Origin of the sequence: Clostridium thermobutyricum (assembly GCF_000371465.1) — a bacterium.
Lineage (GTDB): Bacteria > Bacillota > Clostridia > Clostridiales > Clostridiaceae > Clostridium > Clostridium thermobutyricum.
Genome location: NZ_KB850956.1, coordinates 1,631,854 through 1,656,498, shown reverse-complemented (window position 1 = coordinate 1,656,498; position 24,645 = coordinate 1,631,854). Strand labels below are relative to the sequence as shown.

The following is a 24,645-nucleotide window of genomic DNA, read 5'->3' as shown; positions in this document are numbered from 1 at the left end:
GAATCCATATTACTATGGATTCTTTTTTATTATAAAGATGGGGATGATGCTATGGAATATACAGTATTGTTGTGTGATGATGAAAAAGAAATATTAGATGTATTAGAGCTTTATCTAAATAAAGAAGGATTTAAAACAATAAAGGCAAAAGATGGTGTTGAAGCTTTAAATATAAGAAAAAAAGAAAAAATAGATTTAGCAATTATTGATATAATGATGCCTAAAATTGATGGATATAGAGTATTAAAAGAAATAAGAAAAGAAAGTAATATTCCAATAATATTACTTTCAGCTAAAAGTCAGGATGATGATAAAATATTAGGACTTGATGTAGGAGCTGACGATTATATAACAAAACCTTTTAATCCATTAGAAGTTATGGCAAGAGTTAAAGCTCAGATAAGAAGAGTTTATAAATTAACAGATGGTGAAGCTAATGAAAAAGATGTTATAGAGATTGGAGATATAGTTTTAGATAAGTTTAATGTTAAAGTCAAATTTAAGGGAAATGACTTAGAATTAACTTCAATTGAATATAAAATATTAAAATATTTTATGGAGAACTCAGGAAGGATTTTAACTAAAAACCAAATTTTTGAGGAAGTATGGAACGAAAGTTTCTTAGGGGGAGATAATACAATAATGGTGCATATAAGTAGGCTTAGAGATAAAATTGAGGACAATGGAAGAACACCTAAATACTTAAAAACTATAAGAGGATTAGGTTACAGATTTGAAAAAAATATTTAGATTTAATAGAAAAAAAGAAAAACTTATAGTATCGGTTTTTAAAAGATATGTTTCTTTTGTAATAGTATTAGGAATAGTGTGCTCAATAGCATATCTTTATATAGCACTAGAATTACCTAAGGTTATAGAAAAGAATAGCTTGCCATTAATAGATGTAATATCAGGAGAGTATATAGATTATACAACCATAAATATAAAAGAATTAAAAGAATTAAATGGTGAAATGGAAATAATAAATAAAAATGGGGTTATAGTAAAAAGGTATGGAGAAATACCTCATGAAGGTAATAGATATTCTCAAGCAGAACTTCTTAATTTAGCGACCAGAAAAGAAGATGGAAAATATAGAATATTAATGAATATGGTTAAAGATAAAGATAATCAAGAGTATTATTGTTTACTCAGAATTCCAAAAGATAAATTAAGATTAAATCTGAATTTGTTTAAACTTCCTTTTAGTGTGGGTAAACCATTTTATAAAGAATATGGAAAAGTAATTTCAATTGCAGCAGGAGCGACAATCTTATTTATAATATTATATAGTATATATACTGCAAGAAAACTTAAAAAACCTTTAACTGAGATTGATAATGCATTAGTAAGTATTATTAATGGAAATTACAGTGAGAAGATAGAATTTAAAGGTGAGGAAGAATTTGAAGGAATAAGAGATACTTTAAATTATTTAATAGAAAAATTAAATAATAGTGAAGAAGAAAATAGAAGGCTTGAAAAAAGTAAAAATAAGCTTTTATTAGACCTTTCTCATGATATAAAAACGCCAATGACAACAATAAAAAGTTATTCTGCTGCTTTAAGTCAAGGAATGTTAGATAGTGAAGAGCAGAAAAAACAATATTATAATGCTATTTATAAAAAAAGTGAGAGAGTAAGTGGCCTTATAGAAGACCTTTTTGAATTTGTAAAGTTAGAAAATAATAGTTTCAAGTTTAATTATTTAAAGGTAGATATTTGTGAGCTTTTAAGAACTATAATAGTTGAATATTATGAAGAGATTGAAGAAGATGGAATAGAGCTTCATATAAATATACCGGAAGAATCTAAGTTCCATTTGATTGATATAAGGCTTTTTAAGAGAGCTATAAGTAATATAATTGAAAATTCTCTTAAATATAATGAAAATGCAAAAAATATTTATATAAGTTTAAAAGAAGATAATGAAAGCTACAATATAGATATTGAAGATGATGGAGTTGGAGTTCCCGATAAAATAAAAGAAACTATTTTTGATGAATTTGTCCGTGGAGATGAAAGCAGACAAACTGATGGAGGAACAGGGTTAGGTTTATCAATAACTAAAAAAATAATAGAAAATCACAATGGAATAATAGAGCTTTTAGATAGTAAAAAAGGAGCTAAATTTAGAATAAAAATAAGAAAGTAAATATTTACTTTCTTATTTTTATATCATCTATTAAAGTTTTTACAGCGATTTTAGAAGATTTTAAAACATTATAAATTCCAGAACCAACGTTTATAGATTCTCCAGAAAAATAAAGGTTATTTATACCTTCTATTTTACATTTAGGTTCTGAAAAATCTACATTAGAATTGTTAGGATATGTTTGATAAAAATTGCCATTATAAGTGTTAAAAAGTTTTTTATAAGTTATAGGTGATATAGAAATTTTATCTAAGATAAATGTAGAAAGTTGTCTAACTTTAAAAAAATCTTCTAAAGTTCTAAAAATTAAATCTTCAATTTTAAAAATATTATCTTTAGTCCAAAAATCTTCATTTAAATATAAAAGGTTTGGTACATTAAGTATAACACTCATATTTGTAATACCTTTTTTAAAACTATCTTTGTATACATAAAGATGTGGATTTTTAGGAATATCACCTTTAAAACAAGCATTTATATTTTCTTTAAAATCCTTATTTATAAAAATATTATGAGTAGATAATTGTGGAAACTCTTTTTTTATTGAAAGGTAAATAGCAAATCTAGAGGAAGTCATATGTTCTTTTTCTAATTTTGAAAAAGCATAATTTTCAGTATTAAACTTTTGTGGAATTAAATTATTTAAAGTATATTGAAAATTAGATGTACATAAAACTATAGAAGAGTTTAAATTTTTACCATTATTTGTAGAGACTCCAATACATGTATTATTTTTAAAATTTAAAGATTTTACTTCTGTATTTAATAAATATTTTCCACCACGTTTTAAAAATACTTTGCTAAGTGACTTAACAAAATTATTAATACCACCTTCTATTTCTATGAAGCCTTCAATACTATTTATTAAAGGCATGAGAGAAGAAGGAGTAAAGCATTTAAAAGGAGAAGTTCCTATTTTCATACTTTGAAAAGTAAGAGCTTCTACTAAATTTTGATTTGATAAATGATTTCTAAAATAATTATAAGTATTAGATAAATTAACCTTATTATATAAACTCTTAAAACTTAATTTGAAATTTGGGGTATTAAAGGACTTATTCGAATAAATATCCTTAGCATCACAAATTAAATCTAAATAATCTTCAAAATCTTCATTAGATAAATTTTCAGAAAGATTTTTTAAATCTGATGAAAATTCAAATGAAGTTCCATCTTTAAAGAAGGCTTTACAAAAAGGATCTAACCTTTGATATTTAATATAATAATTTAGATCTTCACCTATTTCATTAAAAAGCTCAAAAAGAGATTTGGAAAGAATTGGCATAGTTGCAGTCAAATTAAAACTATTATATTTATTATTTATAAGACTAGTTTTTCCTCCAATAAATGAATTTTTTTCTATTATAGTGACTGAATATCCTTGGCTTTGTAGTCTTAAAGCAGAAGATAAACCAGCAATTCCAGCACCAATTACAATAGCATCTTTCATATTATCCACCTAAAGTAACATCTTGAGTGTTATACCACTCTAAAGCCTCAAAAAGATGTGTTTCTTTAAAATTAGGCCAAAAGTCATCTATTATATAAAAATCAGAATAAACAGATTGAATAGGAAGAAATCCACTTAAACGTCTTCTACCACCCCATCTAATTATTAAATCTATTCTAGAAATGTCACTAGACATAATTGAAGATGAATTAGTATAATTTTTTAAATCCCATTCCCAGCCATAATTTATTAAAAAATTAACTTTTATTCCACCTTTTCCACAAACTTTTCTTTTAGTATAAGGAAGAAGTTCTTTAGGAAAATTTTTTGAAGATGTATTTCCAAGTACAAGAATTTCAGCATTTTCTTTAGAAATTAAATTTACAGATTTTATACAAGCATCAGTAAAAGCATTTTTTTGAATTGAAGGTCTTTTAGTATTATCAAGAGTAAATCCGTAAAAAGTTAATTCTTTTATACCTAATTTTTGACATTGTTTAAAAAGAGTAAGTCCTGGCAATATACCATGAATATAACCACAATCTTTGGTTAAACCAAGAGAGGTTGCATAACGTCTATTACCATCTGGAATTATTCCTATGTGATTTGGTATTCTCATAAAACTATTTCTCCTTTAAAATTAATTTATTTTTATTATTAACAAATAAAGAAAATTTATCCTAATAAATTTATAAAAATATTGAATTTTGTAAATAAACTATGTATAGTGAAATAGGAGAATTTATTGGGAGGGATATAATGTATAGTTCAGATTTTTTTAAAGTAGTAGATGGTGCAAAAAAGAAAAGGGATTTCTTTTATGATAATAGTAAGGCGTACATAATGGCAGCAACTCTTGCTGGATTATTTGTTGGACTAGCTATAATTCTTGCATACACAGTAGGAGCTAAATTTAATGAATATCATTCGCCAGCTACAAAACTTATAATGGGAAGTGTTTTTTGTGTGGCTTTAGTACTTGTAATGTTTTCTGGAGCAGAACTTTTTACAGGAAATAATTTTGTAATGACAGGTGGCTTATTAGAAAATGAAGTTACAAAAAAAGATGTTATAAATATCTGGTGTTTTAGTTATTTAGGTAATTTTATAGGTTCGGCAGTTATAGCTTTATTATTTCAATTTTCTGGATTAAATAAAGGAATAGTTGCTGAATATATAGTTGAAGGAGCTTTAACAAAAATAAATGTTCCTTTTGAACAAATAATAGTTAGAGGAATTCTTTGTAACATTCTTGTATGTATAGCAGTTTGGTGTTTTATAAAAATGAAAGAAGAAACATCTAGAATAATTGTTATTTTTCTTTGTCTTCTTGTATTTGTAACTAGTGGATTTGAGCATAGTATTGCTAATATGTCACTTTTTATGATTGGATTATTAGGAGAAGCATCTGAACTTATGAGTATAGGTGGAGCAATTTATAATATATTTTTTGCAACTATAGGAAATATAATAGGTGGTGCTTTATTTGTAGCTTTTCCTTATTATGTGATTTCAAAAACAAAAGTAAAAAAATAGATAGAGAGGGTGTTAACATTTAATGTTAACACCTTTTTAATTTTTTTTATAAAGAATAAAATACATAGTAAATGTTATAATAGATACAATAAATATAAAGAGGATAGGAGATTGATATGGTTAATGTAGAAAATTTAATAGAAATAGATTTTTTTAAAAATTTAAAAAAAAGTACATTAATGAAATTAAGCCTTTATAGTGATTTAAATAGAGTAAAAAAAGGTGAGCATATATTTAGAGAAAAAGAAGTAACAAATAATATTTACATTGTTAAAAGTGGTAAGGTTTCATTATATAAATTTTCAGAAAACTCTTATAAAAAAATAATATTTATATTAGGAGAAAATGAAATATTAAATGAAGTTTTAATAGATGATTTACCTTCGTCAGTAAGTTGTGAAGTATTTGAAGAAGCAGAGCTTATAAGCATAAATAAATTCGATTTTTTAGATATAATGGAAGAAGATTTTGAGTTAACAAAAATAGTGTTAACAGGATTAAGTAAAAAATTAAGACGAACATATAGACAAATAAAAAATTCGACTCCTTTAAAAATAGAGAAAAGACTTGCAGCAAAGCTTTGGAAACTTTCTAAAGATTATGGAGTAATGGAAAGTAGAGGATGTAGAATAAATATAAAAATAAGTGTTACATATCTTTCGGAAATGTTTGGAATGCCGCGAGAAACAGTATCAAGAGGAATAAATTCTCTTGTTAAAGATGGATTTATAATAAAAGATAATAAAGATATTATAATTGTAGATAGAGATAAATTGTCAGACTATTTTAAAGGACTGTGATAAAGATTACAGTTTAAAAAGAGATAATTGTTTATAATAACTTCCATAGAGAAAATAGGCACCATTAAAATAATGTGGTTTTATGTTTTTAATTTGGAAGGAGTTTTATTATGGGGATTAAATTAAGAAAAGAGGATGTAGATAACTTAATAAGAAGTATCTCACCTAAAGTAAAAGTTTTTGCTCCAAAAGTCTTTGAGGGAAAAGGTAGATTTTCTGAAACAGACATGATTAGATATGGAGAAATAAAAGACTTATCAGAGATTGTTTTTGATAAAAAATCTGATTTTTCATCAAAGGAAATAATAACACCAATTACACAAACTTTATTTTTCTTTACTGAAGATGAGTTTAAAGAAGCAAAAGGAGAAGATTTTACTCCAGTAATAATATTAAGAAGTTGTGATATGCACGCTATTAAGAGATTTGATGATATTTATTTAAGAAATGGATTTGAAGATATATACTATAAAAGAGTAAGAGAAAAAGCTAAATTTATAGTAATTGGATGTCCAAATAGCTTTGAAAATTGCTTCTGTGTTTCAATGGGGACAAATGAAACAGATTCTTATGATGCTTATTTAAAAGTTGATGAAGATTTTGTATATTTAGATGTAAAAGATAAAGATATAGAAGAAGCTGTAAGTTCTTTACAAAAAATGGACTGTGAAGTTATGCCTGAATTTGTTAAAGAAAACACAATTAAAGTGGATATACCAGAAAATATAGATACTAGAATTTTTAAATCAACTATGTGGAATGAATATACTGAAAGATGTATAGCATGTGGAAGATGTAACTTTGTTTGTCCTACATGTACTTGTTATACAATGCAAGATATATTCTATAAAGATAATAAAAATGCTGGTGAAAGAAGAAGAGTTTGGGCTTCATGTCAAGTTCAAGGATACACTACAATGGCTGGTGGTCATGAATTTAGAAAACCAAATGGAGACAAAATGAGATTTAAAGTAATGCATAAAGTATATGATTACAAAAAGAGATGGGGATACCACATGTGTACTGGTTGCGGAAGATGTGATGATATTTGTCCACAATATATAAGCATGCCAGGTGCTGTAAATAAATTAAGAAAAGCAATGGATGAGGTGACTTCAAATGAATAGAAATGAATATATACCATATGCATCTACTATATTAGATGTTATAAAGCATACAGAAATAGAATATACTTTTAGAATGGAATTTAAAGGAGAAGTTAAGCCAGGACAGTTCTTCGAAGTTTCAATTCCTAAGTTTGGGGAAGCTCCAATTTCAGTAAGTGGAATAGGAGAAAATTTTGTTGATTTAACAATAAGAAAAGTTGGTAAAGTAACAAATGAAGTATTTAACAATTATGTTGGAGATAAACTTTTCATGAGAGGCCCTTATGGAAATGGTTTTGATATAGAAAATTATAAAGGAAAAGAAATAGTAGTAGTTGCAGGTGGAACAGGACTTTCACCAGTTAGAGGTGTTATAGATCATTTCGCTAAAAATCCAGAGGATTGCAAAGGATCAACTCTTATAGTTGGATTTAAAACACCAAAAGATGCTCTTTTCAAAGAAGATTTAAAAGCATGGAAAAATGAATTAAGTAATCTTATAGTTACTGTAGATTCAGCTGATGAAGGTTATGAAGGTCACACAGGTCTTGTAACTAAATTCATACCAGAATTAGAGATAAAAGATATGGAAAATGTTCAAGTTATAGTTGTAGGACCTCCTATGATGATGAAATTTACAGTTTTAGAATTCTTAAAAAGAGGAATTAAAGAAGAAAATATTTGGATTTCTCAAGAAAGAAAAATGTGCTGTGGATTAGGTAAATGCGGACATTGTAAAATAGATGATACATACATTTGCTTAGATGGACCGGTATTTAACTATACAAAAGGAAAACTTCTAATAGATTAGTTGTGTGGAGGGACAGGCATGGATATAAATTTAAAGAAATTAAAAAAGAATGCTTTTAGATATACAAAAGAGAGAGGAATTACTGCTTCAAGAGTAAGAGTTCCAGGTGGGCATATAGATGCTAAGTATTTAAAAACATTAGCAAATATATCAGAAGAATATGGTAATGGAAGCCTTCATATTACTGCAAGACAAGGATTTGAAATTCCAGGAATTAAAATGGAAAATGTTGATAAAGTAAATGAAATGCTTCAAGAAGTAATTGAAGGTTTAGAAATAAATCAAGTTGAAGAAGGAACAGGATATTCAGCTTCAGGAACAAGAAATGTAACTGCATGTATAGGTAATAAAGTATGTCCTTTTGGTAATTACAATACAACAAATTTTGCTAAAAGAATAGAAAAAGCAATTTTCCCAAATGACTTACACTTTAAAATTGCTTTAACAGGATGTCCAAATGACTGTATAAAAGCAAGAATGCATGACTTTGGAATAATAGGAATGACAGAACCACAATATGAATATAACAGATGTATAAGTTGTGGTGCTTGTGTAAGAGCTTGTAAAAAGAAAGCTACAGGAGCATTATCAGCAGAAAATTATAAAGTGGTTAGAGATCCAATGAAATGCATTGGATGTGGACAATGTGTTATTGAATGTCCTACAGGAGCTTGGACTAGAAGTAAAGAAAGATATTATAGATTAGCAATAATGGGTAGAACTGGTAAAAAGAACCCAAGAATTGCAGAAGATTTCTTAATTTGGGCTGACGAAGATAGTATATTAAAAATAATTTTAAATACTTATAAATATGTTAAAGAATATATATCTAAAGATGCACCAGAAGGAAAAGAGCATATTGGATATATTATTGACAGAACAGGCTTCATGGAGTGGAAAAAATGGGCTCTTGAAGGTGTTGAATTAAGTGATAAAGTAATAATTAAAAACAATGTATATTGGAGCGGAATAAAATATCCAAATACTCAAAATTACTAATATAAATTTATTAAAGGCTGGATTTCATTTTGAAATTCAGCTTTTTAATATAAGTAAAAAGTTATAATATATATATGTAGAAAAAAATAACTTTAGTTATAAGATTTATGTTAAAATATTAATTGAAATTAAATTAATAGGAGTAAAATTATGATTGGATTAATAGGAATAAAAAAAGATACTCCTTTAGAAATAAGAGAAAAGTTTTCTGTAAATCCTAAAAAAAGAGAAAATGCTATAAATTATTTAAGAGATGAAATAGAAGAAATAGTAGTTTTAAGCACTTGCAATAGAACAGAAATTTATTTTAATTATTTTTTAGAAGATAAAGAAATATTAAAAAAATTTTTTGAAGCTTTTGATTTTGATAAAAAGTATATTGATTACGTTTTTATATCAAAAGGAGAAAAAGCAATAGAACATTTATTTAGAGTGATTTGTGGATTTCATTCTAAAATATTAGGAGAAGATCAAATTTTAGGTCAAATAAAAGAAGCATATAGCTTTAGTTTAGAAAATAAACTCGTAAAAAATAAGCTTTTAAGACTTTTTCAAGAGGCTGTAACTTGTGGAAAAAGATTTAGAAAGGAAGCAAATCTTTATAAAATTCCAGTTTCATCTGCTTCAATAAGTGTAAATAAAGTGATTGAAGAAGATGGAAAAAAAGTAATGGTTTTAGGTTATGGTTCAGTTGGAAAACTTGTTGTTAAAAATCTTATTTCTCATAGAAGTATTGAGGAAATATATATAGTTGTCCGAGATAAGAGCAAAGTAGATATTTCTGATTATAGAGTTAAAGTTTTAGATTTCAGAGAAAAAAATCTCTTTATAAATAGTATGGATGGAATAATATCTTGTACATCTGCACCACATACAGTTATTAGAAAAGAAGATTTAGAAAAAGTAGGTAAGAAAATAAATATATATGATTTAGCACTTCCAAGAGATGTTGATTTAGAACTTTATAAAATAGACAGATTTAAAATTTTAAATATAGATGATATAAGTAAGATTGATGATAAAAATAAGCATCTTAGAAGAGAAAGAATGGAAAGTTATAAATGGATTATAGATAAATATATTCTTGAGTATAAAGAATGGGAAAAATTAAGAGATATTTCGCCTTATATAAATAAAATAAGGGAAAATAAATTGAATGAAGTAAGTAAAAGATATGATACATATAAAAAGAAAAGTAAGGAAGAAAATAAAATTGTTGAGAAAATGATAGAAAGTATGGGAAATTTCTATTCTAATAAAGCAATAAAAGTTTTAAAGGAAGAAGCGTTGAAGGGTAGGGAAGAAGAATGCTTAGAAATATTGAAAAAGATATTCTTCTAGAAAATAGTGAGTATTTAAATATAGCCTTGTTTGGAAAAAAGTTAAATGTATTGGTTATAGGTGGCGGAAAAGCTGCACTTATAAAAATAAAAACATTAATAAAATCAAATGCAAATGTTACTGTTATAGGAAAAGAAATAATAGATGAAATAAAAGGCTTGAAAAAAATTAATTTAATAAATGAAGGTTATAAAAAATCTTTTTTAAAAGGAAATCATTTAATAATAGTATGTATAAATGAAAAAAATACTTTAAAAGAGATAATAAATGATTGTAATGAAATGGATAAAATATATTTAAACTGTACAGATGCAGACGAAGGAATGTTTGTTATGCAAAGTTCAGTAAGTAGTAAAAATATAAATGTAGCATTAAATGTTAAAGGAAAAAATCCTAAAGGAGCTATGTTTATAAAAAGTAAAATAGAAAATACAATAGATGATTTAGATTCATTTATTGAATATACCACAAAAATTAGAAATAAAATTAAAAATAGAGAAGATAAAAAAGAAATATTAGAATTCATTCACAGTGATGATTTTAAATTTATTTTTTTTAAGGGAAAGGGAGAAACTACTTTAAGGATGTTTTTTGAAAATATTTAAAGATTTAGTTTAGGATAGGTGGATTTTATGAAATATATTATTGGAACTAGAAAATCTTTATTAGCACAGGTTCAAGCAGATTATGTTATGAAGCTTTTAAAAGATAAAAAAGGAATTGATAGTGAAAAACTTTTAATGGTTACAGAGGGAGATAGAAGGCTTGATGTAGCTTTAAACAAAATAGGTGGAAAAGGACTTTTTATAAAAGAGATTGAAAAGGCATTAATAGATGGAAGATCTCATTTAGCAGTTCATAGTATGAAAGATGTTCCATATGAATTAGAAGAAGAATTTGTACTTGCAGCAATGCCAGAAAGAGAAGATGTGAGAGATGTTCTTGTTTCTAATGGAAGATTATTAAAAGATATAAAAAAAGGTGGAAAAATAGGAACTAGTAGTATTAGAAGAGCTGAGATGCTAAAGCATTTGAGACCTGATTTAGAAATTGTTCCTATAAGAGGAAATGTACAAACTAGAATTAAAAAAATGGAAGAGCAAGGACTAGATGGAATTATACTTGCAGCAGCTGGATTGAAGAGATTAGGTATGGAGGATATTATAACAGAATATTTTGATCCAAAAGAATTTTTACCAGCAGTAGGTCAAGGAGCTTTAGGAATAGAATGTCTAAAAACATTTGAAGACTTAGATATTATAAAATCTCTTGATAATAAAGAGGTTAGAATAGCAGTTGATGCGGAAAGAAGTTTTATGAAAAGATTAAATGGAGATTGTCACAGCTTAATTGGTATATATTCTGAAATAAATGGAGACAAACTTTATTTAAAAGGAGCTTATAAGGTAAATGGAAAGCTAGTTATAAAAGATATTGAAGGAAATATAAAAAATAATATAGCTTTAGGGGAAGAATTAGCAGAAAGTATATTAAGAGGATAGGTGATTTACTATGAAAGGGAAAGCATATTTAATTGGAGCAGGCCCATTAGATGAAGAGCTTTTAACGTTAAAAGCAAAAAGAATATTAGAAAAATGTACAGCAGTAGTTTATGATAGACTTGTATCAACTAATGTATTAAATTTTTTAAATGATGATTGTGAAATTTATTATTGTGGTAAAAAGCCAAATGCTCATTCAATGAAACAAGAAGAAATAAATGAACTTCTTGTAAGTCTTGTAAAAAAAGGTCATATAGTTGGAAGGATAAAAGGTGGAGATCCTTATGTATTTGGACGTGGTGGAGAAGAAGCATTAGCACTTTTAGATGAAGGTTTAGAATTTGAAGTTATACCTGGAGTTACTTCACCAATTTCAGTTCTAAATTATGCTGGTATTCCTATTACTCATAGAGGGATATCTCAAAGTTTTCATATAGTAACAGGAATGTCTGCTAAAAGTTTAAATGTTAACTTTGAAGCTTTAAGTAAAGAAAATGGAACTCTTGTATTTATGATGGGACTTGAAAATATAGATATTATAACAAGTGAGCTTATAAAATATGGAAAAGATAAGAATACAAAAAGTGCAGTTGTAATGAAAGGAACTTCATCAAAGCAAAAAAAAGTGATTGGGACATTAGAAAATATAGGTTCTTTAGCTAAAGAAGCTAAATTAGAATCACCTTGTATAATTGTTGTAGGTGATGTTGTTTCATTAAATGAAAATCTTGATTGGTTTATTAAAAAGCCTTTATTTGGGAAAAATATTTGCATAACTAGAAGTAAAGAACAATCTAAAAACTTAAAAGCTTCATTAAAAGATATGGGAGCTTATGTAACAGAAATAAATTCTATTAAGATAAATAGTATGAAAGAAAATTTAGATACTTATTTAGAAAAGCTTAAAGAATATAATCATTTAATATTCACATCAATAAATGGTGTAAATATATTTTTTGATTATTTAATAGAAAAAGAATATGATATAAGAAGTATTAAAGGTAATTTTTATGCAATAGGAAGTGCAACAAAAAAAGCTTTACTTAAGAGAGGAATAGTTCCAAAAGCTACTTCAAAAAGCTTTATTTCAGAAGGTTTATTTAAAGAAATAAAGCCATTTATATTAGAAGGAGATAATGTAATTATACCTACATCTCTTAAGGGAAGAACTTATCTTCAAGAAGAAATTTCAAAAATTGGAGCTAGAGTAGATAGAGTTAATATTTATGATACAGTAAAAGGAGATGTTTATGATACTAGAAGCTTTGAAGATGTTGATATAGTATTATATACAAGTCCAACAACAGTAGAAAATATGATAGAGATTATAGGCTTAGACAAATTAAAAGAAAAAGAAGCTATTGCCATAGGACCTATAACAGCAAAAGCTTTAATTGATCATGGTTTTTCACCAAAAGTTTGTAAAAAACATTCTGAAGAAGGATTTTTAGAAGAAATAGTAAATTTAATATAAATTAAGGAAGTGTTTTAATTGATAAAAAGAGGAAGAAGATTAAGATTAAATGAAAATATGAGAAGTTTAGTTAGAGAGACTAGTATTTCTCCATCAGATTTTATATTCCCAATATTTGTAGTTGAAGGAGAAGGAATAAAAAAAGAAATATCATCTCTTCCAGGAATTTATCACTATTCAGTAGATAGATTAGATGAATTAGTAGATGAAGTTGTAGAATGTAAAGTAAAAGGAATAATGGTATTTGGAGTTCCAGAACATAAGGATTGTTGTGGAAGTGAAGCTTTTGCTGAAAATGGTATTGTGCAAAGAGCTGTTAGAAGAATAAAAGAAATAAATAAAGATTTATTAGTAATTACAGATGTTTGTATGTGTGAATATACAGATCATGGACATTGTGGAATATTAGATGGAGAATATGTAGATAATGATAAAACATTAGAATACATAAATAAAATAGCATTATCTCATGCAAAAGCAGGAGCAGATATGATTGCGCCTTCAGATATGATGGATGGAAGAGTAGGAACTATAAGAAATATATTAGATGAAAATGGTTTTATTAATGTTCCTATAATGAGCTATTCAGCTAAATACTGTTCTGCATATTATGGACCATTTAGAGCTGCTGCTAATTCAGCACCAAGTTTTGGGGATAGAAAAACTTATCAAATGGATCCAGCTAATAGATTAGAAGCTATAAGAGAAGTGAAAGAAGATATTGAAGAAGGAGCAGATATAGTTATGGTCAAGCCAGCTCTTGCATACTTAGATATAATAAGAGATGTAAGGAATAACTGTAATTTACCACTTGCAGCTTATAATGTTAGTGGTGAATATGCAATGATTAAAGCTGCTGCAAAAGTGGGATTAATAGACGAAGAAAGAACAATTCTTGAAACTTTAATTTCAATAAAAAGAGCAGGAGCAGATATAATAATAACTTATCATGCATTAGAAGCTAGTAGAATGTTACAAAAATAGGAGATAGATTATATGAATTTAGAAATATTTAATCAATCAAAAGAGTATATGCCAGGTGGTGTAAATAGTCCTGTTAGATCATTTAATGGCATGGGAATAACTCCAAAAGTAATTAAAAAAGGTCATGGAGTTATAATTGAAGATGAAGATGGAAAAGAGTATATAGATTTTGTTCTTGCATGGGGACCTATGATTTTAGGACACTGTGATGAAGATGTTGTTAAAGCTATTTGTGAATGTGCAAAAGATGCTTTAGCTTTTGGAGCGCCAACAAAAGGTGAATTAGATTTAGCTAAATTTTTATGCGAAGAAATGCCTAATGTGGATATGATAAGAATGGTTAATTCAGGAACTGAGGCAACTATGAGTGCTATAAAACTTGCAAGAGGATGGACTAAGAGAGATAAAATAGTTAAATTTGCGGGATGTTATCATGGGCATTTTGATGGATTTTTAATAGAAGCTGGTTCAGGAGTTTTAACTGATGGAATAGCAGGATCTCTTGGAGTTCCAAAAGATATAGTTAAAAATACTATTATAGCTAGATATAATGATGAAGAAAATATAAAAGAGATATTCAATAAATATGGAAATGAAATAGCTTGTGTAATAATAGAGCCAGTAGCAGGGAATATGGGAGTTATGAAATCAAAAGAGAGTTTCATGAAAACTCTTAGAGAAGAATGTGATAAAAATGGATCACTTTTAATTTTTGATGAGGTAATGAGTGGATTTAGAGCAAGTTATCAAGGTGCATCAGCATTATTTAAAGAAAAGCCAGATCTTATTACTTATGCAAAAGTAATAGGAGGAGGACTTCCTTGTGGAGCATATGGTGGAAGACGTGAAATAATGGAAATGTTAGCTCCATTAGGTGGAGTATATCAAGCTGGAACTATGTCTGGTAATCCAGTAGTAGTTAGTGCAGGACTTGCGACATTAAATAAATTAAAAGAAAATAAAGAAAAATATTATAATCACATTGAGGAAGTAGGAAAAATTCTTGTAGATGGGGTAAAAGAAATATCAAAAAAATATGGAATAAATGTAGCATTTAATAGAGTTGGTGGAATGATGACTATTTTCTTTAGTGATGATGAAGTTGTTGATAGTTATGAAAAAGTAAAAAAATGTGATGGTGAAAGATTTAAAAGATATTTTCTTCATATGATAGAAAAAGGATTTAATATACCACCTTCACAATTTGAAGCATTATTTTTATCAGTTTATCATAATAAAGAACATATAGAAAAATTCTTAAAAGCATATGAAGAGTTCTGTATAAAGGAAAGTAATTAATGAAAGAATGTATTTTAGTAAGTGCGTTTGGTACTTCTAATATAGAAGGTTATGAAAAACAATTTAAGCCATTTTTAGAGAAAATAAAAGAAGAGTTTAGTATAGATTCATTTGTTGGATTTACATCAAATAGGATAATAGACAAATTAAAAGATGATAGAGTAAAAAGTTTAGAAGATAAAATCGAAGAAATAAAAGCTTTAGAATATGAAAAATTAATTTTAGTTAAGTTAGTTTTATCTGATGGAAAAGAAAATAGAAAAATAGATGAGCTTATAAATAAAAATAAAATTAATTTTAAAGAGATAATAGTAACAAATCCTATTTTAAGTTATAAAAAAGATTTTATAGAAAATTGTTTAACAAGTGATAAATGTACAATTTTAATTTCTCATGGAAGAGAAGATGGATTAATAGATAAAATAAGTGATGATTTTAAATTTGAAATAGAAAAAAATTATGATAATTTAAAATATTTAAGCTTAAATAGAAAAGAAGAATCAAAAAATGTAATTGAAAATCTTTTATCAATAGGAATAAATAATGTTAAGTTTAAACCATTATTGTTGACTAAAGGATATCATTTTTCTAAAGATATATACTCAGAAAAAGATGAGAGTTTTAAAAAAATATTTGTGAATAACAATATTACAGTTGAAGAAGTAAATTTTGGATTATTAGAAGATGGTAAATTTATAGAATTTATCATTAATAAAATATCAAAATTAATATAATAAAAAAGGATTTGATTTATTTCAAATCCTTTTTTATTTTAGAAAATTTATATATCATCTACATCAGTTTCTTCACCATATCTTACAACACCGTTGGCTGAAAAACTATTGTCTTCATGATGAATAAATGTTCCATCGTTTGGTTCAGGAGAATTGGCATTACCTTTTGGTTGATAATCTTCAGAGTTATTACATGTTAATTGATTAGCAGGAATTAAACTAACCTTTCTTTTATTATGGCAAGAACATTTTTTTTCCATATACAGGCACCTCCTAGTACGTGAGAAAAGTTTAGTAAAATAACTTTACTAAATTTAAATTATGTATGAAAAGTTTACATTATTCTACAAAAGTTTAAAAAGTTAAAGACAAATACATTAAATTATGGTAAAATACAAACATAGAGAGAATGGGGAGGTAACTTAATGAATTTAGAAGCACTTACGCCAGAAATACAAAGCGCTATTATGGGGATATTAATGTTATCAGCTTTATTTGCATTAGCTAATTATATAGTAACTGGATTTGCAATATATAATATTTCTAAAGCTGAAAAGGTTAACAGACCTTGGCTTGCATGGATACCAATAGGAAACTTCTATCAACTTATAAAACTTGGTAAAGGAAATTACTTCTTTATTGCAACTTTGATAGGAGTTATGATTTTTGGAAGCTATACTAATGATATTGCATCAATATTAAGATTGGTATTTTCAATAGTATATAGTGGGTATTCAATATACATGTACTCTAAACTTTGTGATAAGTATGATGTTAATATTTTTCTTATAGCAATTGGTGTTTTAGCACCTATATTCATATTAGTAGAATCACTTGGAGGATTTGTAATTCCAGTATTATTGATTGGAATGTATGGGCAGTTTAAATTAGCAAGAAATGCGAAAAAGCCTATAAATAAAAATGAAAGAGTGATAGAAACAAGAGTTATAGGAATAAAAAAGAAAAAAAATAAATAATATAAAAGGGGGCACATAAGAAAGTTGTAATTTTAAGTTACGAAGTTTTATGTAGCCTTTTTTTTATAAAAATATTAATATATAATATAATTATAGAAACTACTAGGAGGATTCTAAAATGGGTGACGGAAAAGTTATAGATTTTAATGAATTAAAAAACAAAGTAAATGATGGCGATGTAGATAAATTTGAAGGCTATATGTTTGACTTATTTTATAAGACTCAATCTGGTTCAATGAATATGGCAGAATATGCTTCAGAAATATCAAAATATATGACTGAAAATAATATATCAGAAAAAAAATTATTTGAAATACAAAAAAAGATGATGGAAAGATATGGCTTTGATATAAGTGGATTAGAAGGATCAATGGCTAATCTAGGATTAAATGTTAACCTTGATAGCGGAACTTATGAAGATGTAAGAAAAAAAATGAGCTTTGAAGAAAAATATAATAAAAAAATAGTTAAAAAATCTATTGAAGAATATGAAATAAAAAATGAAATAAATAATTTGAAGGTAGTTTTAGAAGGAGTTAACGTAACTTTATTAAGTGAAAAAACAGTTGATTTAACTGATAATGAGTTAAATGAATTCCTTTGTTCTTATAAGAAAGTAGTAGGCGACAAGCAGTTAAATGTTACTATATGCTCAAATATAAATTCATATCCATATTAATATTAAGAGCCAAATCTAATTTGATTTGGCTCTTAATCATAAATTATTTTTAAAAGGATATAAAATATGTTATAATTTATGGATGAATGAGGTGATTTTTAATGAATAGTATAGCTGGTAAAGGCTGTGAAAGAATTATTCCAGAAGAAGAAAAAAAGAGTCTTCAGGAAATTGAAAGAAGTATAGTTAAAAGATATAGAAAACATATTTGGTCTAAGTTTGTAAAGGCTGTTAAACAATATAATCTAATAGAAGAAGGAGATAAAATTGGAGTTGCTATTTCAGGAGGAAAAGATTCACTTCTTTTAGCAAAATTACTTCAAGAACTTCAAAAGCATGGACAGGTACCATTTGAACTAGAATTTATAGCAATGGATCCTGGATATCATCCACACGTAAGAAAGCTTTTAGAAGAAAACTGTGAATATTTAAATATTCCTGTATACATATATGAATCTGGAATTTTTGATGTAATAGATGAAAAATCAAGAGAATATCCATGTTATCTTTGTGCAAGAATGAGAAGAGGATCCCTTTATGCTAAAGCACAAGAACTTGGATGTAATAAACTTGCATTAGGTCATCACTATAATGATGTTATAGAAACAACACTTCTAAATGTTTTATATGCTGGTAATTTTAAAACTATGATGCCTAAGCTTAAAGCAAATAATTTTGAAAATATGGAGCTTATAAGACCAATGTACTTTATTGAAGAAGATTATATAAGAAGATTTATAAATTATAGTGGTATATGGCCATTAAATTGTGCATGTATGGTAGCGGCGGAAAAAATAGGGAATAAGAGATATGAAATAAAAGATTTAATCAAAGAGCTAAAAGAGAAATTTGATGGTGTAGATAAATCAATTTTCAAAGCAGCTGAGAATATTAGTATGGATGCTATATTAGGTTTTGAAAAAGATGGAAAGAAATATACATTCCAAGATTTCTATGATGGTGATAAAGAAATAGAAATTAGAGATTAATGAGAAAAGCAACATTTTAAAGGGGTAACCTAGTAAATGTTGCTTTTTTTTAATAGATATTTTTAAACAGTTAATTCTAAAATATTTTCAATAGCATGTCCAACACCTGATGAGTTGTTATTTAAAGTTACAAAAGAACATTTCTCTTTTATAGAATCATATGCGTTTTCCATAGCCACACTAAATTGAACAATTTCAAACATACTTAGATCATTTTGGTTATCTCCTATAGCCATTGTATCTTTAAGATCAATGCCTAAATGATTACATAAAAGTTTTGCTGCTTGACCTTTAGAAGAATTTTTATTTATAAGTTCAAAATTATTGTATGCTGATTTAAAAATAGATAAATTTTTTATATCTTTAAAAGATTTAATTCCATTTTCAAGTTTTTCATTTGAAAAAGAAACAGCACATATACCATATATGTCTTCTTCAGTAGAAATTATATCTTGGATGTTATTAAAAACTTTCCCATCAAAAGTTTTTCCGTCATAAAATAAATTTATTAAATTATCTAAATCTTCTTCTTTTAAATCAGGATTACTTATTTTTGCTTCATAAAAGTCTGCCATTAGTATGTTTTTATTATATTTAGGGAAAATTCTTGAGTCAGAAGAAGCTAAGCTAAAATAATAATTATTAAAATGAAGAAAACTTATAACTTTTTCAAGGGAAGATTTATCTACAGGAAAAGAATAAAGTATATTTCCAGAAAAATCATTAATTATTGAACCATTACAAGTTATTATATATGGAACGACTATATTATAGTTTTCTAATATAGATTTAGCAGAATCGAAAGTTCTTCCAGTAGATATAACAACTGTTACACCAAAACTTTGAGCTTTTTTGATTGTACAAATATCTTTATTACTTATTTGGTGGTTAGAATTTAGAAGAGTACCATCTAAATCAATTGTAATTAATTTCATAAAACACCTCATTATCAATTTATAAGAAAATTTTACCAATAAAATGAGGTTTATTTAATTAAATTTACTAGAAAAGGGGGATTTTTATGAAGAATAATGATTTATTGCACGATAATTTAGGAAAACTTGTTTTAGATTATATGATTCCTAGTATTTTAGGAATGCTTGGATTATCTTGTTGTATATTTTTAGATACAATGTTTATAGGAAGAGGAATGGGCGAAAGAGGACTTGCAGCATTAAATTTAGGAATACCATTTTTTAATATTTTTGCAGCTATTTCTTTATTAACTGGGATTGGTGGAGCTACTTTATTATCTATAAATATTGGAAAGAAAAAATACGAAACATTAAATGAAATATTTACGTTATCAATATTTATAACAATAATAATGAGTTTATTAATTACTGTATTTGGTCTTTATTTTATAAATGACATAATAAGATTATTAGGAGCTTCAGGAATAATTTTTACTTGTGTAAAAGAATATTTAGAGATAATATTTTGGGGGAGTATTCTTTTTATTTTATCATTAACATTAAATGTTTTTGTACGAAATGATGGAAGTCCTAAAATATCTATGTGGGCTATTATTGGTTCTAATATAACAAATATAATTTTAGATTATATTCTTATCTTTCCATTAAATATGGGAATGAGAGGGACCGCAATTGCTACAACAACAGCTCAATTAGTTGGAATTATTATTTTGGCTTTTCATTTTATAATGAAAAAAAATAAAATAAAAATTTCTATTAAAGCTTTAAATTTTAGATATTCAAAAAGAATACTTGCAAATGGCTTTTCAAGTTTTATAGTAGAATTATCAGCTGGAGTGGTAATAATACTTTTTAATATTAAATTAAAAGAATTAGGTGGAGATATTTCTATATCTGCTTATAGTATAATTGCTAACTTTTCTCTTATAGTTATAGCTATATTTAATGGAATAGCTCAAGGAATACAACCTATAATTAGTACTAATTATGGAGGAGGAAAAAATAATAGAGTTCTAAATACTTATAAAATAGGATTAAAAATAATTATTATAGTAGGAGGAGCATTTTTCTTATTAGGAATAATAGATCCATATATGATAATAAAGATATTCGCAAAAGGAAATAATAAATTAGATGAGATAGCTAGTTTGGGTATAAAAATATATTTTATAGCGTTTATACCAATGGGAATAAATATTTTAAATGTGGGAGTTCTTCAATCTATAGAGAGCTCAAAAATATCAACAATGATATCTCTATTAAGAGGGCTTATACTAATAATAGTCTTTTTAGAGATATTCTCATTAGTATTTAAGTTAAATGGTGTATGGATTACTACACCAGTAGTAGAAATTGTAACATTTATAATATCAATATATTTTATGATAAAAGAAAAAGAAAAATTAAAAAAGATGATATAATAAAAAATAAGTAGATAATAATTAAATAAAGGAGGAATTTAAAATGGATATAGAAAATATGGATGTAAATATTTTAGTTAGTATAATAAATTTAAAATTAAGAGATTTTTATAGTAATTTAGATGATTTATGTGATGATATGGATATATCAAAGGAAACACTTATAAATAAGCTAAAAGAAGGAAATTATGAATATATAAAAGAAAATAATAGTTTTAAATAAAAATATAGAAAAATTAATTATAAATGGGTTATAATGTATTTAAATATAATTAGAAAGGATGATAAATATGAAATTAAGAAAGGCAGGTAGATTAGCAATATTAGTTGCTGCTAGTGCTGCTTTAGTAGCAAGTTTAGTTAGTGATAAAAAAAATCAAAAAGAGGAAGAAGCGGTAAGTGATATAAAAGAAGAAGAGTAATAAATGGGGTTTTATAAATATGAAAAATGGTATGGGGATGATAAAAGAAAAACTCTCTTCTTTAATTGGGGTTCGTTGGAATATTACAAATGGGGATTTTGAATTTAATAATATTTCAACAAAAGAAGATTTAAATTCAGATATAAAAGGAATAATGAAACTTCTCCAATTAATAGAAAAGGATGTATTTTTAAAAATAAAGTATTCAAAAATTGGAAAAGAAATAAATATAAGCGGAAATTTAGATATTTGTATTTTAGAACTTAAATATGAAATTAATGGACTGAAAGAAAAAATAAGTAATTTAGAAATCTTCAATGGAAATATAATATTTAAAAATAATAATATAATAAAAAATTTAGAAATTATAGAAATCTTAAAAGAATTTTCTAATGATACATTCATAAAAATAGATAATATAGAAAAAAATGTTACATTGATAGGTAATTTTGCAAAGCAAATATCTGAATCATTTGAATATTCTTTCTCTTTAGATGAATTTATTGATTGTATAAAAACTAAAGAAGGTTTTATTGAAAATTATAATAGTATAAGAGAAGGTTCTGTGTTAAAAGAGGAAATAATATTTTATAACCAAAAAGATTATTATTTAAATATAAGCTTAAAGAAAAAAGAAGATTTACTTATAGGAATAATAAAAGATAAAACTGAAGAAGTAATAAAAAGAGAAGAATTAAAAAAATTACTATCTCATGATAATATAACTGGCTTTAAAACAAAAGAAGAAATTGTAAGATTAATAAATAAAAGATTAGTTTGTGCAAATGGAAGATGCTCACTTATATTATTAGATTTAGATGACTTTAAGTTTATTAATGAATCTTTTGGATATCAAGCTGGAGATTTTGTATTAAGAGAAGTTGGATTAAGACTTACAAAGAAAATGTTATCTAATGAATACATATGTAGGCATAATGGAGATGAATTTATAATTTTTTTTGAAAATGTAGATTCAAAAGAATATCTAGAAGAATGTTTAAATAACATAATGGATATTTTTGATTATCCAATAGTGTATAGAGGAAAGCATTTATATATAAATGGAAGTATAGGAGTATCTGTTTCACCTCATAATGGATTAGAATTTTACGGATTATTAAAAAATGCAGATGCTGCATTAACTATAGCTAAAAAAACTGGAAAAGGAAACTTTGCATTTTTTGATTATAGTATATCTAAGGAGTTTAGTCGTACTTATGATATACAAAGATGTCTTAGAACAGCTATAAAAAAAGAAGAGTTTTATGTTTTATTTCAGCCAAAAGTATTTGTTTCAAATAGAAAGGTTATAGGATTTGAAGCATTATTAAGATGGAATAGTAGTGAATTAGGGCAAGTAAGTCCTGGAGAATTAATTCCAATTGCTGAAATGACAAGACTTATAATTCCAATAAGTACTTTTATTTTAGAAGAGGTTTTCAAAAAAATTAGAGAATTATTAAATTTAGGTTATGATAATTTTAAAATAGCAATTAATTTATCAGAATTACAATTGAGATATAATACTATATTGAGAGATTTACAGGAGTTTAGAGAAAAATATGATGTAGATTTAAAATATATAGAAATAGAAATAACTGAAAGTATTCTTATGAAATCTTTTGATAAAAATATAAAAATACTGAAAGATATAAAAAAATTAGGAGCAACTATAGCTTTAGATGATTTTGGTACAGGCTATTCTTCTTTAAACTATTTAACTAAATTACCTATTGATGTTTTAAAAATTGATAGAAGCTTCGTAACTGATTTAAATCAAAATTTAAAAAGTAGATGTATTGTTGAAAACATAATAAATCTTTCTCATCAATTAGGAATAGATGTAGTAGCAGAAGGAGTAGAAGAAAAAGAGCAGGTAGATTACTTAAAAAATATATTATGTGATATAATTCAAGGGTATTATTTTAGTAAACCTAGAGAGTTTAAAGATATAGTAAAAATGATAGGAAAAAAAATATAAAAGGAGTTTCATTAGTGAAACTCCTTTTTTTTTATTTTACATAATGGAATATTTCTGGAGTAGATTGATCAATAGTTTTAAATATATAATTATTTTCTTTATAATAAGATATTATACTTTTTAAAGCTTTAGGGGAATTTTTATTAGCACTTCCACAATGCATTAAAAGTGTTATATTATTATCCTTTGATTTAGAGTTTTTAATAAAAGTTTCAGGAGAGGAATTATAAAGTTCTCCATCTCTAGTATCTACTGTCCAATCATAAATTTTAAAATTATTATTATGAAGAAGTTCAACAAGAGATTTTTTTAGTTTATATGTATTGTTATTAGCTCCAAAAGGAAAACGTAAAATATTTGATTTAAATCCTACAGTTTTTTCTATAAGATCTTGAACTTGAACCATTTCATTTAAAAAATCATTTTCATTATTATAAAGATTTTTCTTTTCGTGAGTCATACTGTGAAGTCCTATTGAATGTCCTTCATCATAAATTCTTTTTAAAACATCTTCATTTCCTTTTATTTCATTTCCTAAAATAAAAAATGTTCCTTTTACATTTTCTTCTTTTAAAATATCTAAAATTTCACTACAAGGGCCTTTAGAAGGGCCATCATCAAAAGTTAAATAGATTACTTTTTCATCAGACATAGAAAAAGCTTCTATTGGTATAAAAGATATAATTGATACTAAAATACATAATGATAAGAATATAAGTTTAAATTTATTTTTCATAATAAAATTAATACAAATATTAAATTTGTATTATTTCTCCTTTCTATAAAATTATTAAATAATTAATATTATATGATTAGTATTTATAAATAAAAAAAATATATGTACCTTAAAGAAAAATATTGCAATATGTTAATAAAGTATGATATAATCAAGAAAATCTTTAAACTTGTCCAGAGAGGCATGTAAGAAAATAAGAAAAACTATTTTTATTAATAGTTTTAATAGTTATGGAATTTATAACTTCTTACGGCCAAAAATTGGATTTGTAAGAAGTTTTTTTATACCTTTTAAATTAGTCCAGAGAGGCTAAT

At 25.7% G+C, this 24,645-nt stretch carries 26 protein-coding genes; 21 read left to right on the top strand and 5 right to left on the bottom strand.

The genetic code is table 11. The features are described 5' to 3' along the window. The first annotated feature begins 51 nt into the window (after positions 1-51). Both HMPREF1092_RS07710 and HMPREF1092_RS07705 read left to right on the top strand, forming a co-directional pair. On the top strand, positions 52-750 hold the full coding sequence (locus HMPREF1092_RS07710) for a response regulator transcription factor (RefSeq protein ID WP_002598090.1): 699 nt from the start codon (positions 52-54) through the stop codon (positions 748-750). Then, positions 734-2,155 carry an ATP-binding protein gene (locus HMPREF1092_RS07705; protein WP_002598089.1) on the top strand — a complete coding sequence of 474 codons (1,422 nt, stop codon included), beginning with the start codon at positions 734-736 and terminating at the stop codon, positions 2,153-2,155. The genes HMPREF1092_RS07710 and HMPREF1092_RS07705 overlap by 17 nt, the downstream gene beginning before the upstream one ends. Before the next feature lie 4 nt (positions 2,156-2,159). Here HMPREF1092_RS07705 and HMPREF1092_RS07700 read toward each other — a convergent pair whose 3' ends face one another. Both HMPREF1092_RS07700 and HMPREF1092_RS07695 read right to left on the bottom strand, forming a co-directional pair. Further along, on the bottom strand, positions 2,160-3,605 hold the full coding sequence (locus HMPREF1092_RS07700; RefSeq protein WP_002598088.1) for a phytoene desaturase family protein: 1,446 nt from the start codon (positions 3,603-3,605) through the stop codon (positions 2,160-2,162). A gap of 1 nt (position 3,606) precedes the next feature. Beyond that, the gene (locus tag HMPREF1092_RS07695) at positions 3,607-4,224 is read right to left on the bottom strand and encodes an undecaprenyl diphosphate synthase family protein (RefSeq protein ID WP_002598087.1); all 618 of its coding nucleotides are present in this window, start codon (positions 4,222-4,224) and stop codon (positions 3,607-3,609) included. Positions 4,225-4,364: 140 nt separating this feature from the next. Here HMPREF1092_RS07695 and HMPREF1092_RS07690 point away from each other — a divergent pair, with 140 nt between their 5' ends. The 12 genes from HMPREF1092_RS07690 to HMPREF1092_RS07635 all read left to right on the top strand — a co-directional run bounded on the left by HMPREF1092_RS07690 (position 4,365) and on the right by HMPREF1092_RS07635 (position 16,191). Next, entirely contained in the window at positions 4,365-5,141 is a 777-nt protein-coding gene (locus HMPREF1092_RS07690) for a formate/nitrite transporter family protein (RefSeq protein WP_002598086.1), read from the top strand. Positions 5,142-5,257: 116 nt separating this feature from the next. After that, entirely contained in the window at positions 5,258-5,941 is a 684-nt protein-coding gene (locus HMPREF1092_RS07685; protein WP_002598085.1) for a Crp/Fnr family transcriptional regulator, read from the top strand. Between the two features lie 110 nt (positions 5,942-6,051). After that, complete coding sequence (gene asrA / locus HMPREF1092_RS07680) at positions 6,052-7,068, top strand: anaerobic sulfite reductase subunit AsrA (RefSeq protein WP_002598084.1); 1,017 nt, start codon at positions 6,052-6,054, stop codon at positions 7,066-7,068. Continuing rightward, a complete protein-coding gene (gene asrB, locus HMPREF1092_RS07675) occupies positions 7,061-7,858 on the top strand; it encodes an anaerobic sulfite reductase subunit AsrB (protein WP_002598083.1) in 798 nt (265 codons plus the stop codon). The genes asrA and asrB overlap by 8 nt, the downstream gene beginning before the upstream one ends. Before the next feature lie 18 nt (positions 7,859-7,876). Then, entirely contained in the window at positions 7,877-8,857 is a 981-nt protein-coding gene (gene asrC / locus HMPREF1092_RS07670; protein ID WP_002598082.1) for a sulfite reductase subunit C, read from the top strand. A gap of 150 nt (positions 8,858-9,007) precedes the next feature. Then, on the top strand, positions 9,008-10,198 hold the full coding sequence (gene hemA / locus HMPREF1092_RS07665; protein ID WP_002598081.1) for a glutamyl-tRNA reductase: 1,191 nt from the start codon (positions 9,008-9,010) through the stop codon (positions 10,196-10,198). After that, the gene (locus HMPREF1092_RS07660) at positions 10,165-10,803 is read left to right on the top strand and encodes an NAD(P)-dependent oxidoreductase (protein WP_002598080.1); all 639 of its coding nucleotides are present in this window, start codon (positions 10,165-10,167) and stop codon (positions 10,801-10,803) included. Before hemA ends, HMPREF1092_RS07660 begins: the two co-directional genes overlap by 34 nt. Positions 10,804-10,830: 27 nt before the next feature. Beyond that, the gene (gene hemC / locus HMPREF1092_RS07655) at positions 10,831-11,700 is read left to right on the top strand and encodes a hydroxymethylbilane synthase (RefSeq protein WP_002598079.1); all 870 of its coding nucleotides are present in this window, start codon (positions 10,831-10,833) and stop codon (positions 11,698-11,700) included. 10 nt (positions 11,701-11,710) lie between these two features. Then, positions 11,711-13,174, top strand: a complete 1,464-nt coding sequence (gene cobA / locus HMPREF1092_RS07650; RefSeq protein WP_002598078.1) for a uroporphyrinogen-III C-methyltransferase — start codon at positions 11,711-11,713, stop codon at positions 13,172-13,174. A gap of 18 nt (positions 13,175-13,192) precedes the next feature. Next, positions 13,193-14,158 carry a porphobilinogen synthase gene (hemB, locus tag HMPREF1092_RS07645; RefSeq protein WP_002598077.1) on the top strand — a complete coding sequence of 322 codons (966 nt, stop codon included), beginning with the start codon at positions 13,193-13,195 and terminating at the stop codon, positions 14,156-14,158. 12 nt (positions 14,159-14,170) lie between these two features. Then, positions 14,171-15,457 carry a glutamate-1-semialdehyde 2,1-aminomutase gene (gene hemL / locus HMPREF1092_RS07640; RefSeq protein ID WP_002598076.1) on the top strand — a complete coding sequence of 429 codons (1,287 nt, stop codon included), beginning with the start codon at positions 14,171-14,173 and terminating at the stop codon, positions 15,455-15,457. Next, positions 15,457-16,191 carry a sirohydrochlorin cobaltochelatase gene (locus HMPREF1092_RS07635; RefSeq protein WP_002598075.1) on the top strand — a complete coding sequence of 245 codons (735 nt, stop codon included), beginning with the start codon at positions 15,457-15,459 and terminating at the stop codon, positions 16,189-16,191. Before hemL ends, HMPREF1092_RS07635 begins: the two co-directional genes overlap by 1 nt. Positions 16,192-16,238: 47 nt before the next feature. On the opposite strand, the gene HMPREF1092_RS07630 is transcribed toward HMPREF1092_RS07635, so the two are convergent. Then, on the bottom strand, positions 16,239-16,451 hold the full coding sequence (locus HMPREF1092_RS07630) for a hypothetical protein (RefSeq protein WP_002598074.1): 213 nt from the start codon (positions 16,449-16,451) through the stop codon (positions 16,239-16,241). Positions 16,452-16,616: 165 nt separating this feature from the next. Here HMPREF1092_RS07630 and HMPREF1092_RS07625 point away from each other — a divergent pair, with 165 nt between their 5' ends. The 3 genes from HMPREF1092_RS07625 to HMPREF1092_RS07615 all read left to right on the top strand — a co-directional run bounded on the left by HMPREF1092_RS07625 (position 16,617) and on the right by HMPREF1092_RS07615 (position 18,836). Then, on the top strand, positions 16,617-17,168 hold the full coding sequence (locus tag HMPREF1092_RS07625) for a hypothetical protein (RefSeq protein ID WP_002598073.1): 552 nt from the start codon (positions 16,617-16,619) through the stop codon (positions 17,166-17,168). Positions 17,169-17,286: 118 nt separating this feature from the next. Further along, a complete protein-coding gene (locus HMPREF1092_RS07620) occupies positions 17,287-17,847 on the top strand; it encodes a DUF3867 family protein (protein ID WP_002598072.1) in 561 nt (186 codons plus the stop codon). Positions 17,848-17,948: 101 nt separating this feature from the next. Continuing rightward, entirely contained in the window at positions 17,949-18,836 is an 888-nt protein-coding gene (locus HMPREF1092_RS07615) for a tRNA 2-thiocytidine(32) synthetase TtcA (RefSeq protein WP_002598071.1), read from the top strand. 62 nt (positions 18,837-18,898) lie between these two features. Here the strand turns inward: HMPREF1092_RS07615 and HMPREF1092_RS07610 are convergent, their stop codons facing one another. After that, the gene (locus tag HMPREF1092_RS07610; protein ID WP_002598070.1) at positions 18,899-19,771 is read right to left on the bottom strand and encodes a Cof-type HAD-IIB family hydrolase; all 873 of its coding nucleotides are present in this window, start codon (positions 19,769-19,771) and stop codon (positions 18,899-18,901) included. A gap of 86 nt (positions 19,772-19,857) precedes the next feature. On the opposite strand from HMPREF1092_RS07610, the gene HMPREF1092_RS07605 reads away from it, so the two are divergent. The 4 genes from HMPREF1092_RS07605 to HMPREF1092_RS07595 all read left to right on the top strand — a co-directional run bounded on the left by HMPREF1092_RS07605 (position 19,858) and on the right by HMPREF1092_RS07595 (position 23,595). After that, complete coding sequence (locus HMPREF1092_RS07605; RefSeq protein WP_002598069.1) at positions 19,858-21,192, top strand: MATE family efflux transporter; 1,335 nt, start codon at positions 19,858-19,860, stop codon at positions 21,190-21,192. A gap of 43 nt (positions 21,193-21,235) precedes the next feature. After that, the gene (locus HMPREF1092_RS07600) at positions 21,236-21,415 is read left to right on the top strand and encodes a DUF4250 domain-containing protein (protein WP_002598068.1); all 180 of its coding nucleotides are present in this window, start codon (positions 21,236-21,238) and stop codon (positions 21,413-21,415) included. 67 nt (positions 21,416-21,482) lie between these two features. Beyond that, positions 21,483-21,614, top strand: a complete 132-nt coding sequence (locus HMPREF1092_RS17660) for a hypothetical protein (protein ID WP_002598067.1) — start codon at positions 21,483-21,485, stop codon at positions 21,612-21,614. Positions 21,615-21,633: 19 nt separating this feature from the next. Continuing rightward, complete coding sequence (locus tag HMPREF1092_RS07595; RefSeq protein WP_002598066.1) at positions 21,634-23,595, top strand: putative bifunctional diguanylate cyclase/phosphodiesterase; 1,962 nt, start codon at positions 21,634-21,636, stop codon at positions 23,593-23,595. A gap of 31 nt (positions 23,596-23,626) precedes the next feature. Here the strand turns inward: HMPREF1092_RS07595 and HMPREF1092_RS07590 are convergent, their stop codons facing one another. Then, positions 23,627-24,331 (bottom strand): polysaccharide deacetylase family protein, encoded by a 705-nt coding sequence (locus HMPREF1092_RS07590; RefSeq protein ID WP_002598065.1) that lies wholly within the window; start codon positions 24,329-24,331, stop codon positions 23,627-23,629. Positions 24,332-24,645 lie beyond the last annotated feature (314 nt).